We start from the raw sequence: 13747 nt of genomic DNA, 5'->3' as shown, positions 1-13747 counted from the left end.
TGGCCGGTCCCAAACCCCGCCCGCCACCTAGTTAGGCTTACCTCACTTGAGAGGAGGCCGGGTGGAGGAACCACTGACCGCGAACGGGCTGCTGCGCCGCACGCTGCGCCGGCACCGGGGTCGGCTGGTCGCCGGGGTGCTGCTGCTCTGCGCCCACCAGGGGGCCGAGGTGGCCGTTCCGGTGGCGATCGGTGTGATCATCGACCGGGCCGTGGCCACCGGCGACGCGACCGCGATCGCGCTGTCCGTGCTCGCCCTCGCCGGCCTCTTCACCTGCCTGTCGCTCGCGTGGCGCGGCGGTGCGCGCCTCACCACCACCGCGATCGAACGGGAGACGCACCGCATCCGCGTCGAGATCGCGCAGCGGGCGCTCGACCCGCGCGGGCACACCGGCGGGCTGCGCGACGGCGAACTGCTCTCCGTCGCCTCCTCCGACGCCGAGAACACCACGGTGATCGTCCGCGCCTGCGGGGTCACCCTCGCCGCGACCACGGCGCTGGTGGCGGCCGCCGCGGCGCTGCTCGTCATCGACGTTCCGCTCGGGGTCGGGGTGCTCATCGGGGTGCCGCTGATCGTGCTGGGGCTGCAACGGCTCGCGCCCCTGCTGACCCGCCGCGGCGAGGAACAGCAGGCCGCGCTCGCCGACACCGGCGCGCTCGCCACCGACCTGGTCAGCGGCCTGCGGGTGCTGCGCGGGATCGGAGCCCAGCACACCGCCGCGCAGCGTTACGCCGCCGCGAGCGAACGGGCCCTCGACGCGACCCTGCGCACGGCCACCGCCAAGGGCGTGCACCGGGGGCTGACCAGCACGGTCAACGGCCTCTTCCTGGCGGCCGTCGCCGGGTTCGCCGGGTGGCGTGCCGTGGACGGCGCCCTGAGCGTCGGCGAACTGGTGGCCGTGGTCGGGCTGGCGCAGTTCATCGCCGAACCGGTGCAGACGTTCGGCTTCTGCGTGCAGATGTACGCGATCGCGAAGGCCTCGGCCGGCCGGGTCGCCGCCCTGCTCGGCACGCCGCTGCGCCTGACGCCGGGCGACCGTTCCGCCCCGGCCGCCGCCGACGTGCGCGTGCGCCTGGACGGGGTCAGCTACCGCACGCTCGACGCGGTCTCCCTGCGGGCGCGCGCCGGTGAACTCCTCGGAGTCGTCGCCTACGACCCGCGCGACGCGGACGCGCTGCGGCTGCTGCTCGCCGGCCGGGTGCCCAGGGCTGACTACGCGGGGGTGGTCGCGCTGGACGACGTTCCCACGCAGGAGCTGAACCTCGACGAGAGCCGCCGGGTCGTGCTCGCCGAGCCGCACCGCACCCGGCTCTTCGAGGGGTCCCTGCGGGAGAACCTGCTGCCCGGCGGCGACGGCCCCGACGGGCAGCTCGCCGGGGCGATCCGCGCGGCGGCGGCCGACGACGTCGTGGACGCCCATCCGGACGGCCTCGAGCACCGCCTCGACGAGGGCGGCACGAACCTCTCCGGCGGCCAGCGGCAGCGCATCGCGCTAGCCCGCGCGCTCGCCGCCGACCCACCGGTACTGGTGCTGCACGACCCGACGACGGCCGTCGACCCGGTGACCGAGGGCCTGATCGCCGACGGGATCGCCCGGCTGCGGCGCGACCGCAGCACCATCGTGATCACCAGCAGTCCGATGCTCCTCGACCGGGTCGACCGTGTCGTGGTGCTCGACGGGGGGCGGGTCGTCGCCGAGGGCACGCACGCCGACCTCGTCGACGGCGACCGCCGCTACCGGGAGCTGGTGCTGCGGTGAAGCTGCCCGTCGCCACCGCCCGGCAGACCTGGACGGCGCTCGGCGCCGAGTTCCGGCGGCTGCCGGTGCGCACCGGTGCCGCGTTCGTCACCGTCGTCGCCGCGAGCGCCGCCGGGCTGGTCGCCCCGTGGGTGCTCGGCCGCATGGTGGACGACATCGCGCGAGGGGCCTCGCATCGGCAGATCGTGCACGCCGCGCTGATCGTCGCCGGGGCGGCCGCCGTCGGCGGACTGCTCACCGCGCTCGGCAGCGTGCTCGTGGCGCGCCTCGGCGAGACCGTTCTGGCCCGGGTGCGCGAACGGGTCGTCGACCGCGCGCTGCACGTCCCCTCCGCCGTCGTGGAGAAGGCCGGCACCGGCGATCTCGTGGCCCGCGCCGGCGACGACGTGGCCGTGGTGACCCGGGCCATCACGACGACCGGGCCGGACATGGTCGGCGCCGTGCTGACGGTCGTGCTGACGGCGTTCGGGCTGCTGGCGCTCGACTGGCGGCTGTGCCTGGCGGGACTGGCCGCCGGGCCGGTGTACGTGTTCGCGCTGCGGTCGTACCTGCCCCGGTCGGCGCCGCTGTACGCCAGGCAGCGCGAGGTCACCTCCGAACGCACGCAGGCCCTCGTCGGCGCGCTGCGCGGGGTGGAGACGGTGCACGCGTACCGGCTGGAGGGCACACAGCTGCGTCTGGTGACCGAACGTTCGCAGGCGGCCGTCGACGTGGTGCTGCGGGTGCTGCGGATGTTCTTCCGGTTCACCTCGTGGATCAGCCGGGCCGAGTTCCTCGGGTTGAGCCTGGTGCTGGTGACCGGGTTCCTGCTGGTGCAGGCCGGCCAGACGACCGTGGGCGCGACGACCGCCGCGGCGCTGTACTTCCATCGGCTGTTCAACCCGATCGGGCTGCTCGTCTTCGAGTTCGACACGATCCAGCAGGCCGGGGCGAGCCTCGCGCGGCTGGTCGGGGTGACCCGGCTGGCGGCGCCCGCGGAGCCGGCCCCGGACGCGCCCGTTCCCGCGGACACCGGTCTCGACCTCGCCGGCCTGCACTACCGCTACGACGGCGGCCCGCCGGTGCTGCGCGACGTGACGCTGCGCATCGCCCCCGGCGAACGGGTCGCGCTCGTCGGGGCCAGCGGCGCCGGCAAGACCACGCTCGCCGGCATCGCCGGGGGGATCCTCGCCGCGACCGACGGTTCGGTGCGCCTCGGCGGCGTCGACCTGTCCGCGTTCGGCGAGCGGGAGGTGCGGCGGCGGATCTGCGTGGTCAGCCAGGAGGTGCACGTCTTCGCCGGAACGCTCCTCGACGACGTGCGCCTGGCCCGCGCCACGGCCACCGAGGAGGAGGCCGTCGCCGCGCTCGACCGGGTGGGCGCGCTCGGCTGGGTGCGGGCCCTGCCGGACGGCGTGCACACCCACGTCGGCGAGGGCGGCCACGAACTGACCGCCGCGCAGGCGCAGCACCTCGCGCTGGCCCGGCTCGTGCTGATGGACCCCGACGTCGCGATCCTGGACGAGGCGACGGCCGAGGCGGGCAGCGCCGGCGCGCGCGAGCTGGAACGGGCGGCCGCCGCTGCCACGGCCGGGCGGACGACCCTGGTCGTGGCGCACCGGCTGACCCAGGCGGCCGGGGCCGACCGGGTGGTGCTGCTCGACCACGGGGCGATCGCCGAGGTCGGCACGCACGAGGAACTGCTGGACGCGGGCGGGTTCTACAGCCGCCTCTGGCACGGCTGGACGGCGGCGGGCACGCGGGTCCGGTGAGGTTGGCCACAGCCTTCTTAGTTGATGTTTCAAGTTTCCGGCGCAATGCTGTTCCTTGAAACATCAACAATCGGAGGTCGGCATGACGGCACGGATACGGACGCGGGTCACGGTGCCGTTGCGCTTCCCCGACGGCTACGCCACCGCCGCGGAGGTCTTCACGTTCACCGGCCTCGCCGACGGGCGCGAACATCTCGCCCTCGGCCTCGGCGACCACCGCCACCCGCGCGGGGTCCCGCTGGTGCGGCCGCACAGCGAGTGCCTCACCGGCGACGTGTTCGGCAGCGAGCGCTGCGACTGCGGACCGCAGCTGCGCGAGGCCGTCGAACGCATCGCCGAGGCCGGCGGCTACCTGCTCTACCTGCGCCAGGAGGGCCGCGGCATCGGCCTGTACGCCAAACTCGACGCGTACGCGCTGCAGGACGCGGGGCTCGACACCTACGAGGCCAACCTCGCGCTCGGACGCGGCGAGGACGAGCGGGACTACACCGCCGCCGCGCAGATGCTCACCGCGCTCGGCGTGGACGAGATCCGGCTGCTGTCCAACAACCCCGACAAGGCCGTCCAGCTGGCGGCGCTCGGCGTGGACGTCGCCGAGCGCGTGCCGACCGGGGTCCACCTCTCCCCCGCGAACGCCCGCTACCTGACCGCCAAGCGCGACCGCACCGCGCACACGCTGCACCTCCCGCTCGCGGCGTAGACCGTGCGGACCGACCTCGCCTGGCTCGCCCACGCGATCGAGGTGTCCCGTTCGGCGCCGCCGGTGCCGGCCCGCTACGCCGTCGGGGCCGTCGTCGTCGACCGGCTCGGGCAGGCGCTCTCGACCGGGTACACCGGCGAGGACGACCCGCAGCAGCACGCCGAGGAGGCCGCGCTGGCCAAGCTCGCCGGCCGGCCCGTCGACCTCGCCGGCGCCACGGTCTACACCTCGCTGGAACCGTGCACCACGCGGCGTTCGCGGCCGGTGGGGTGCGCGCGGCTGATCCTGGCCGCCGGCATCACCCGGGTCGTGCTCGCGTGGCGCGAACCGGCGCTGTTCGCCGACTGCGAGGGCGTCGCGACGCTGCGCCGCCACGGGGTCGAGGTCGTCGAACTTCCCGCACTGGCCGCATCGGCGCGCGCCGTCAACAGCCACCTGGCATTCGTGTAACGGAGGATCCGACGTGACCATCTCCTGGGGTAAGACCGCTGCCGCGGCCGGCATCGGCGCCGTCGGCGGCTTCGTCGTCAACAGCGTCATCGCGCTCGCGGCCCGCGGCCTCTTCGACGCCTCCGACGAGTTCATGCCGCTGAAGCCGCCGGTGTACGGGCTGTTCACGGTCGTCGGGGCGATCGTCGGCGCGGTCGGCTGGCACCTGATCGTCGGCCGCGCCCGCGACGCCGCCGGCGTGCTGCGCGTCCTGGTCCCGACGGTGCTGGTGCTCTCCCTGATCCCGGACGTTCTGCTCCTGGTCAACCGGGACGCGCAGCCGGGCATCACCACCGCCGGCGTGGTCGCGTTGATGCTCATGCACTTCGGGGTCGCCGCGGCGGCCGTTCCGGCCTACCTGCGGTTCATCCCACCGGCGGCCCGGGCCTGATCACGGGGCGGCGTCCAGCGCCCGGCGGTATCCGTCCGCGTCCGGCGACCGCGTGGCCGCCAGCAGCCGCAGGGCCTCCGTCCGGAGCGGGATCGCGTGGCCGTGGGCGCCGCTGTCGCGGTGGGTCACGTACAGCTCGACCAGCGCCTCGATCCGGGCGTCGCTGCGCTCGCCGTAGAGCTCCAGCGCGCCGCGATGCGCCCGCACCGCCTCGTCGAACGCCCCCGCCGCGCGGTGCAGCCGGCCCAGGTCCAGCAGCGTCGCGGCGAGGCCGTGCCGGTTGCCGCTGCGTTCGCCGCTGTCGAGCGCCGCGTGGAAGTGCGGCAGCGCCGCCGCGTAGCCGCCCCCGTGGTGGAACGCGTACCAGCCGACGAGCCGGCGCGAGGAGGCCGCCACGGCGGCGACGTTCGGGTGGTTGTCGACCCGGCCGTACAGTTCCAGGGCCTCGCGCGCGTACGGGTGGACCGCCGTGGCCTCCTCGGCGGTGGGCGGCCGCCGGTGCGAACCGATCACGGTCAGGCTCAACGCGTGCAGGGCGAGGGCCGTGCGCAGCGGATCGTCCGTGGCCCGGCCGACGGCCAGCGCCGCCTCGAAGTCGGGACGCGCGTCGGCGGGCCGGCCGAGCATCACCGTGCAGCGCCCCCGCGAACTGTGCAGGTAACCGATCCACCAGTCGGCGTCGAGCCGCCGCGCGCACTCCAGCGCCTGCCCGAGGCGTTCGGCCCACTCGGCGACGCGCCGGCGGATCTCGGTGCGGTACAGGTCGAGCGTCCAGGTCAGGTGCAGCACCGCCCACAGCCGCCCGGAACGCCGGCAGAACTCGATCAGCGCCGTCAGGTTGTCGATCTCCGCGTCGTACCAGGCGACGGCCGCCTCGTACCGCTGCGGCGCCTCGGGGAGCACACCCTCGGCCGGCGGCTCCAGGGCGAGGCGGCGGCGGGTGGGCTGCAGCACGTCCGAGGCGTTCACGGCCGAGTGGCGGTAGTGGTCGACGATCCGCCGCGTCACCCGCTCGCGCGCCGCGGCGTCGTCGTCGCGCAGGACCAGTTCCGTGGCGTAGGCGCGCAGCAGGTCGTGCAGGCGGAACCGCTCCGGCGCGTACTCGCTCAGCAGGTGCGCGTCGCAGAGGACGCGCAGCAGCGCACGGGTCGTCGCGCGGTCGGCGCCGGCCAGGCTCACCGCGCCGGCCAGCGCCACGTGCGGGCCCGGGTGCAGGGCCAGCCGCCGGAACAGGTCCGCCGCCGGGGCCGGGAGGCTGCGGTAGGACCAGGAGAACGCGGCCCGCACGTCGGATCCCGAGCCGGCCACGGCGAAGCCGGAAAGGCCGGGCTCGGCCGCCAGTTCGGCCGCGACCGCGGCGAGCGGGAACGCCGGATCGGTCAGGGCCCGGCCGGCCACCACCGCCAGGGCCAGCGGCGAGCCGCCGCAGAGCCGCTCGATGCCGGCCACCGCCGCCGGTTCCGCGTCGACGCGCTCACCGCCCAGGCGTGCGCGGAGGTAGGCACGCGTCTCCTCCGCGGAGAACGGGCCGAGGTGGATCGGTGTCGCGCCCTCGGCCACCACCAGGTCCCGCAGGCGGCTGCGGCTGGTCACCACGACCGCGCAGCCGGGTGCGCCGGGCAGCAGCGGCCGCACCTGGTCACCGTCCCGGGCATTGTCCAGGAGAACGAGCATGCGCCGACCGTTCAGCACACTGCGGAAGAGCGCGGCGCGGGCCGGTGTGCCGCGCGGGACATGCCGATCCGGAACGCCCAGCGCGTCGAGGAACTCGGCGAGCACCTCCGCGGGATCCAGCGCGGCGCCGTCCGGGCCGAACCCGCGCAGGTCCACGAAGAGCTGGCCGTCCGGGTAGCGTTCGGCGGCGGCGTGGGCCCAGCGCACGGCCAGCGTCGTCTTGCCCAGCCCGCCCATCCCGCCGATCACCACCAGCGCGGTCGTGTCCGCGGCGGCGGTCAGCTCCGCCAGTTCGACCAACTCGGCGCGACGGCCGGAGAAGGCGGCGGCGGCGCGCGGAAGCTGCGCCGGACGGACCGTCGGACGGCCCCGCTCGGCGACCGGCGGCGGCCCGGGAGCGGCGAGGGTCGGGTCCCGGTCGAGCACCCGCCGGTGCAACGTCGCCAGCCGCGCACCCGGATCGATGCCCAACTCGTCGCGCAGCAGCGAACGGGTGGCCGCGAAGACCTCCAGTGCCTCGGCGGTGCGCCCCTGCCGGTAGAGCGCCAGCATCAGCAGCTCCCGCAGGTTCTCCCGGAACGGATGCTCGTCGGTCAGCGTCGCGAGCGCGGCGACCACGGACGCGGTGTCGCCCGCGTCGAGATCCAGCCGCAGCCGCCGCTCGACGACGGCCATGTGCCGCTCGGTGAGGCTGCCCCGCCGCGCCGTGACGAACGGCCCGTCCAGCCCGGTCAGCACCGGGCCCGACCAGCGCCGGGCGCAGCGCGCGACGAGGCGGCGCGCGGTGTCGAGGTCGCCGGCCGCCTCGGCCGCGTCGGCGTCGGCGAGATCGCGCTCGACCAGATCCAGGTCGAGGGAACCCGGCGGCCGGCGCAGCTCGTGCATGCCGCCGTCGGAGACCAGCCGGGTGTCGTCGTCGCGGTGCAGCAGGGCGCGCAGCCGGGACAGGTAGGTGCGCACCGTGCCGGCGGCCGCCCGGGTCGGCGGCGTCGACCACAGCCCCGCGATCAGGTGCTCGACCGTCACCGGCCCGGGCCGCAGCAGCAGCATCGCGAGGATCACGCGCTGCTGCGGCGAACCGAGCGGCACCTCCGCACCCCCGTGGTGGCCGCGCACCGCGCCGAGCACCGTGAACGTCCAGCCGTCGCGTTCCACCAGCAGCTCCCCTCCGCACTTGCGCGGGAGCGATCTTCCCGTTGACGCCTTGTCGGCATCTTGTTGACGCGGGTTCTCCAGGGTTGTCCGGGCAACTGACAAGCCGGAGGGACACCTGATGATCGACGCACCGCACGACGTGACCGACCTCGGACAACTGCTGCGCCGGCGCGCGGTGGCGCAGCCCGATCGGGTCGCCTGCCAGCACGTCGGGATCGAGGATCGGATCACCGAACGGCTCACGTACGCGGACCTGCACCGGCGCGCCCTCGCCGTGGCGGCGCAGCTGATCACCATGACCGAACCGGGCGACCGGGTCCTGCTGCTGCACCCGTCGGGGGTCGACTTCACGGCGGCGCTCTTCGGCTGCTTCTACGCCGGCGTCACGGCCGTGCCGGCGCCGCTGCCGCAGCAGGGCGAACGCGCGATCGCCCACCTGGCCGCCCTGGCCGACGACGCCCGGCCGGCGCTGACCGTGACGACCGCGGCCGTCGCGGCGCAGCTCGGCGGGCGGGCGCCGGCGGCGTTCGGGCCGGTCGTCGTCGCCGCCGACACGTACGACGTGGCGCCGCTGTACCGCCGCTGCGACGTGGCCGTGCTGCAGTACACCTCCGGCTCGACCGGCGTGCCGCGCGGGGTGCTCATCACGCACAAGAACTACCTGCACAACCTGCGGATGCTCACCGACTTCACGCACGCCCTCGCCCCGCAGCCGGCGCACCTGCGCACCGTCAGCTGGCTGCCGCACTTCCACGACATGGGCCTGGCGCTGATGATGTACACCGCCCTGCACGGCGGCACGATGACCCTCATCCCACCGATGGCGTTCCTGCTGCGGCCGTTCGTGTGGCTGCGGGTCGTCTCCGCCGTGGGCGGCACGCTCACCGCCGCGCCGAACTTCGCGTTCGACCAGTGCGTGCGCAAGGTGACCGCCGAGCAGCGCGACACGCTGGACCTGCGCACGCTGTCGGTGGTCCTGAACGCCGCCGAACCCGTCCGGCCCCGCACGCTGGCGCAGTTCGCGGCGCACTTCGGGCCGAGCGGGTTCCGGGCGGAGGCGTTCGCGCCGTGCTTCGGCCTCGCCGAGGGGACCGTGTTCGTCAGCGGGCTGCGCCACGGCGGCACGCCACGCGTGGTGTCGTTCGACCGGCGCGGGCTGCAGGACGGCGTCGCCGTGCCGAACGCCGACCCGGGCGCGAGCCGGGCACTGGTCGGCTGCGGCCACCGGCCCGAGGGGCTGACCGTGCGGATCGTCGACCCGACCCACCACGCCGAACGCGCACCGGGCGAGGTCGGCGAGATCTGGGTGCAGGGGCCGAGCGTGGGCATGGGCTACTGGCGGCGCCCCGCCGAGACGACGGCCACGTTCGGCGGCCGGCTGGCCGGCTTCGACGAACGCCTCTACCTGCGTACCGGCGACCTCGGCTTCCTCCGGGAGGGCGAACTGTTCATCGTCGGGCGGCTCGCCGACGTGATCACCGTCGACGGGCGCAGTGTGCACCCGCAGGACGTCGAGTACACCGTGCAGGGTAGCGATCCCGCGTTCGAGGGGCGGCGGTGCGTGGCGGTGGCGCACGGCGCGGCGCAACGGCTCGCCGTGGCGGTCGAGGTGCGCGTGGCGTTCCCCCTTGAGGAGTCCCGTCGGGAGGCGCTGGCGGCGACGGTGCGCGCGGCGGTGGCGGCCGAACACGGCGTGGACGTCGCCGACGTGCTGCTGCTGCCGGTCGGGGCGCTGCCGGTCACGACGAGCGGCAAGGTGCGCCGCGCCGCCTGCCGCGAACTCCTCCTCGCCGGCGCGGCCACAGTCCACTGAGGACAGTCGCTAGGGGCCGGAGCGGAACCGGTGCCAGAACGCCGCGTCCGCCTCGTTCCTGGCCGCCCGCTCCGCCGCCTCGGCCGGGTCGGGCGCGGCGGAGTCGCACAGCGCGAGGGCGCGAGCCACCTGCCCCTGCCCGATCAGCAGGGTCGCCAGGTGCGCGTCGGTCCAGGGACGGCGGTCGAGCGCCGACAGGAGCGCGATCGCCTCCTCCGGGCGGCCCGCCTCGACGAGCCGGTCAGCGCGGACCAGTGGGTCTTCGAGAACCTCGTGGTCCGCTTCGTCCTCCGGGTCCTCCTGATCCTCCTGGTCGCTGCGGTCCGCTTGCCCCGCTCGGTCGTCGGCCACCTGCTCGGCGTCGTGCGGCTCGCTCGTGACGGGGTGCTCCGCCCCGGCCCGCCGTTGCCGGACCAGGGCCAGGAGGTGCTCGGTGAACAGGGGCTCGACATGCCGGAACTCGCGGGGGATCGACCGCTCCGCGGCCAGCCGTTCCTCGAGCAGCGCGGCGACCTCGTCGTCGAGCCCCGCGCCGGCGGTGTGCGCGACCAGGGCCTCCGCGTAGCGCGAGTCCGACACGTGCCCACGCAGCATCGCGAGAACCTCGTCCGCGCGCCCCTGCCGGGCGAGGAGCGGTGCCAACACCGTTCCCGTGAAGGGTCCGCCCGCGTCCGCGTGACGCCGCACCAGCGCGATCGCCTCCGCCGTACGGCCGCCCGCGTCGAGGATCCCGGCGAGCGTCTCGACGGCCCGCCACTGGCCGCCGTCGGCGAGGGGGCGCAGGACGGCGATCGCCTCGTCCGGCCGGTCCCGCTCGACCAGCGAACGCGCGAGGGCGTGCGCGCACTCCCGGTCGCCCCGCTCCGCCCGCCGGCGCGCCTCGTCCTCGTGGCCGTGCGCGACGAGCGCGCGGGCGACCTCGGGCGGCAGCCCCTCCGGTGACGGCACTACAGGACGCCGTTCTTCTCCGCCTCGCGCTTGTTCCTCTCGTGCTCCTTGTCGGTCGTGGCGAACTTCGAGTGCCCCTCCTTGTCGACCGCCACGAAGAAGATCCACTCCCCCGGGGTCGGCTCCGCCGCGCTGCGCAGAGCCGCCTCGCCGGGGCTGCAGATCGGCCCGGGCGGCAGCCCGAGCTTGCCGTGCGTCCGGTAGGTGTTGCGCGGATCCTTCATCTCGGCGTCGGTGAGCGCGTTCGACGGCACCTTCGGCTTGCCCTGCAACTGCCGCCAGTAGTTGGTCGTGACGTCGTACTCCAGCGGCATCTTGTGCTTCTTGATCCGGTTGTAGCCGACCCGGGAGATCTTGCCGAGATCCTCGGTCACCCCGGCCTCGGCCTGCGACATCGAGGCCAGGATCAGCGCCTCGTACGGGCTGAACGGGTTCCCGGCCGCCGCCAGCTTCTTGGTGAACCCGATCCGCTCGGCGACCTCCATGAAGTGCTCGACCATCTCCTTGAGCACCTGCGGCGCCGTCACCCCCGGGTTGAACTGGTACGTCTGCGGGAACAGGAACCCCTCGACGCCCTTCGCCGACTGCTGCCCGTCCAGCCGCGTGTACCAGGACTCCGGGATGCCCAGCGCCTGCGTGTCCTTCGCGGCGTCCTTGAACTGCTGCTCCGGGATGTTCGTCGCCTTGGCCAGCAGTTCGTAGATCTTGAACGTGGCCTCCCCCTCCGGAACGGTCACCTTGCGCTGCACCTTGTTGGTGAGGTTCAGCAGGGCGGCCAGCGCGTCGGAGGCCCGCATCTGCAGCCGCATCCGGTAGAAGCCGGGCTGGACGTCCTTGCTCCGCGCGTTCTTCTTCGCCGCCTCGACGAACGCCTTCTGACTCTTCACCACGCCGGCCGTCACCAGGTCGGTACCGATCTGCGCGGCGGTCGCACCCGACTTCACCTCGAACTGGGTCTCCCCCGTGCCGCCGGAGTTGTAGTCCGGCACGTCGAAGTAGCCGCGCGCCTTCTCGAACCCGTACCAGGCGCCGCCGCCGAGGACTACGAGAATCACCAGTGCAAGCACCAGGGCGACGCCGGTGCGGCTCTTGCGTTCGGTGCGCGGGCGTTCCACGGTGGCGGTGCCGCCACGCCCACGACGGCGACGGGACCGGTCGTCGTCTTCCCACGACAGCTCGAAGTCGCGTTCGTCGTCCACGTAATGCCTCCGCTGCCCGTCCTGCCCGCCCGTTGCGTCCGGACAGCCTACGGAGTTGCCCGGCGCGGCCGCCGACGACCCATCCACCTTCGGGAATCCGATCCGGAGCGCGACCGCCGGACCCACGCCGCGTGTTCCACCGGTGTGGCCTGCCCCGGATCGCGCGCGGCCCGGGGCACCACCCGTCAGAACACCGTCCACTGCGAGCGCAGCGTCACACCGCCGTCGATCGGGGTCATGGTCAGCCGACCCGGTCCGGAGCGCACCCCCGAGACGGCGAAGCGGCCGAGCGCGTCGGCGTCACCCTCCACAGTGGACTCCGGCTGCTCGACCCGCACCCGCGCGGGCCCGGGCGGGACCAGCTGCCCCACGATCCGCAGCGCCGTGCCGGTGTCGGTCACCTCCACCTCCACCGAACGGCTGCACGGGGTGCCCCGTACGGCGAACCGGCCGCCGCAGCGCAGGCTCGGCGCCGGCCCGCAGCTGGGTGACGCCGCCGGCGCGGCGCTGCAGGTCGCCGACGTCCTGGTCTGGGCGCTGCCCGAGCCGTGGGGTCCGGTGGGCGCGGCGGCGCTCACCCTGGTCCAGCTCTTCTTCGGCGACCAGGACGCGCCGAGCCCGTTCACCGCGGTGGTGCAGCAGCTCGAGCAGTATGAGGAACAGCAGGAGATCGCGACGTTCGCCCGGAACATCAAGGGCTTCGCCGCCTGGATGGTGCAGCAGCACCAGACCCTGAGCATCACGCAGGGGAACAACACCACCTACATCAACAACACGGTTCTCGTGAAGCTGCGGGCGATGACCGGACCGGGCCACGACAGCGTGTACGACGCGGTCGCGGGCCTGCAGGACCATCTCTCCACCGCGGGCGTCTTCGACCTGTGGGTACTCGGCGGGTCCGTGCTGCTGCTCGGCCTCAAGATGATCGTGCAGTTGGACGCGCTGCTCGCCTCCACCGCCGACAAGGCCGGCGACGACGCGAACTTCGCCACGTACACCCAGCAGTGGTTGGACGACTACGCCAACTTCCTGACCGCCACCGTCGGCGGCGGCGGTGTCGTCGGCCAGGCGCAGCAGGTCAGCCAGTACATCAGCGACCAGGAGTCGCAGCGGCTGGCGCAGATCACGGAGCCCTACCGGTACACCGAGCAGCACTGGCAGTTCGACCCGAACGGCGGCGACGGCTACTACTACACCAACGGCTGGACGTACCGCGACGCCGCGCTCGGCGACACCGACACCACCAACTACGTGGACGACACGTTCACCGGCGGGAACTGCTGCAGCCAGGGCACCACGGTCGAACACCAGGACACCGTCCAGCAGGCGCACGACAGCCACGTCAGCGCGGTCGTCGCACAACTCGACGCCACCTACGGCAACGCCACGGCAACGGTCAAGCAGTGGCAGTCCGCCATCGACCAATGGAACCAGCACCTGCCCCCGCAGCCGCCGACGAAGGCGCCGAAGGTCGGCACCGCCACCGGCGTCAGCAAGCCGCTCCCCCAGCCGGGCGGGTGGGTGTCGGGAACGAAGGTCCGGTACGCGGTGGCGTTCGCGAACGACCACGGGCCGTCGATCCCCGGCCCCTGGTCCGACCCGTTCACCATCGACGACCAGGCGTACCTGGAACTGTCCGAGCTGCCCACCGACCCGCTGCAGATGGCCGTCACCCGGCAGATCCACCGACGGATCGGCCCGGGCGACCCGAACAGCGACGTGTACTCCATCGTCGGCGTCGGCCAGATGACGGACGCGACCTACGACGACACGAGCCCCTGAATCCGGTCCTGATCGATCACCACGAGGGCCGCACGGCGTTCGCCGACGCCGTGCGGCCCTCCGCCGTGTCCGGGGCGCCGGACCCG

At 74.1% G+C, this 13747-nt stretch carries 11 protein-coding genes; 7 read left to right on the top strand and 4 right to left on the bottom strand.

Features of this window, described 5'->3' with window-relative positions; all coding sequences use genetic code 11:
• The first annotated feature begins 61 nt into the window (after nt 1-61).
• From Val02_RS02625 to Val02_RS02605, 5 genes are all read left to right on the top strand, one after another.
• Nucleotides 62-1759: an ABC transporter ATP-binding protein gene (locus Val02_RS02625; protein WP_239151722.1), complete on the top strand. Its 1698-nt coding sequence runs from the start codon at nt 62-64 to the stop codon at nt 1757-1759.
• Nucleotides 1756-3510, top strand: coding sequence for an ABC transporter ATP-binding protein (locus tag Val02_RS02620; RefSeq protein WP_203897198.1), 1755 nt, complete (start codon nt 1756-1758; stop codon nt 3508-3510). Before Val02_RS02625 ends, Val02_RS02620 begins: the two co-directional genes overlap by 4 nt.
• Nucleotides 3511-3592: 82 nt before the next feature.
• Complete coding sequence (locus tag Val02_RS02615; RefSeq protein WP_203897197.1) at nt 3593-4210, top strand: GTP cyclohydrolase II; 618 nt, start codon at nt 3593-3595, stop codon at nt 4208-4210.
• Between the two features lie 3 nt (nt 4211-4213).
• Nucleotides 4214-4660, top strand: a complete 447-nt coding sequence (locus Val02_RS02610) for a cytidine/deoxycytidylate deaminase family protein (protein ID WP_203897196.1) — start codon at nt 4214-4216, stop codon at nt 4658-4660.
• Between the two features lie 13 nt (nt 4661-4673).
• Nucleotides 4674-5090 carry a DUF6069 family protein gene (locus Val02_RS02605; RefSeq protein ID WP_203897195.1) on the top strand — a complete coding sequence of 139 codons (417 nt, stop codon included), beginning with the start codon at nt 4674-4676 and terminating at the stop codon, nt 5088-5090.
• On the opposite strand, the gene Val02_RS02600 is transcribed toward Val02_RS02605, so the two are convergent.
• Nucleotides 5091-7919 carry an AfsR/SARP family transcriptional regulator gene (locus Val02_RS02600; protein WP_203897194.1) on the bottom strand — a complete coding sequence of 943 codons (2829 nt, stop codon included), beginning with the start codon at nt 7917-7919 and terminating at the stop codon, nt 5091-5093. It lies immediately after the preceding gene.
• Nucleotides 7920-8037: 118 nt separating this feature from the next.
• On the opposite strand from Val02_RS02600, the gene Val02_RS02595 reads away from it, so the two are divergent.
• Nucleotides 8038-9732 (top strand): fatty acyl-AMP ligase, encoded by a 1695-nt coding sequence (locus tag Val02_RS02595; RefSeq protein WP_203897193.1) that lies wholly within the window; start codon nt 8038-8040, stop codon nt 9730-9732.
• 9 nt (nt 9733-9741) lie between these two features.
• Here the strand turns inward: Val02_RS02595 and Val02_RS02590 are convergent, their stop codons facing one another.
• The 3 genes from Val02_RS02590 to Val02_RS02580 all read right to left on the bottom strand — a co-directional run bounded on the left by Val02_RS02590 (nt 9742) and on the right by Val02_RS02580 (nt 12280).
• Complete coding sequence (locus Val02_RS02590) at nt 9742-10680, bottom strand: hypothetical protein (RefSeq protein ID WP_203897192.1); 939 nt, start codon at nt 10678-10680, stop codon at nt 9742-9744.
• Nucleotides 10680-11879: an endolytic transglycosylase MltG gene (gene mltG / locus Val02_RS02585; protein ID WP_203897191.1), complete on the bottom strand. Its 1200-nt coding sequence runs from the start codon at nt 11877-11879 to the stop codon at nt 10680-10682. The genes Val02_RS02590 and mltG overlap by 1 nt, the downstream gene beginning before the upstream one ends.
• Before the next feature lie 185 nt (nt 11880-12064).
• The gene (locus Val02_RS02580) at nt 12065-12280 is read right to left on the bottom strand and encodes a hypothetical protein (RefSeq protein WP_203897190.1); all 216 of its coding nucleotides are present in this window, start codon (nt 12278-12280) and stop codon (nt 12065-12067) included.
• Between Val02_RS02580 and Val02_RS02575 the strand changes: the two genes are divergently transcribed.
• Nucleotides 12270-13661: a hypothetical protein gene (locus tag Val02_RS02575; RefSeq protein ID WP_203897189.1), complete on the top strand. Its 1392-nt coding sequence runs from the start codon at nt 12270-12272 to the stop codon at nt 13659-13661. The genes Val02_RS02580 and Val02_RS02575 overlap by 11 nt on opposite strands.
• Nucleotides 13662-13747 lie beyond the last annotated feature (86 nt).

The sequence above is a fragment of the Virgisporangium aliadipatigenens genome, assembly GCF_016863615.1.
In the GTDB taxonomy this organism is placed as follows: Bacteria; Actinomycetota; Actinomycetes; order Mycobacteriales; family Micromonosporaceae; genus Virgisporangium; species Virgisporangium aliadipatigenens.
This window is presented reverse-complemented; position numbering and strand designations above follow the sequence as displayed.

Bases quoted from the DNA above. Each gene is read 5' to 3' on its own strand.
- Val02_RS02595 (WP_203897193.1), top strand. From the start codon at position 8,038: ATGATCGACGCACCGCACGACGTGACCGACCTCGGACAACTGCTGCGC.
- Val02_RS02615 (WP_203897197.1), top strand. From the start codon at position 3,593: ATGACGGCACGGATACGGACGCGGGTCACGGTGCCGTTGCGCTTCCCC.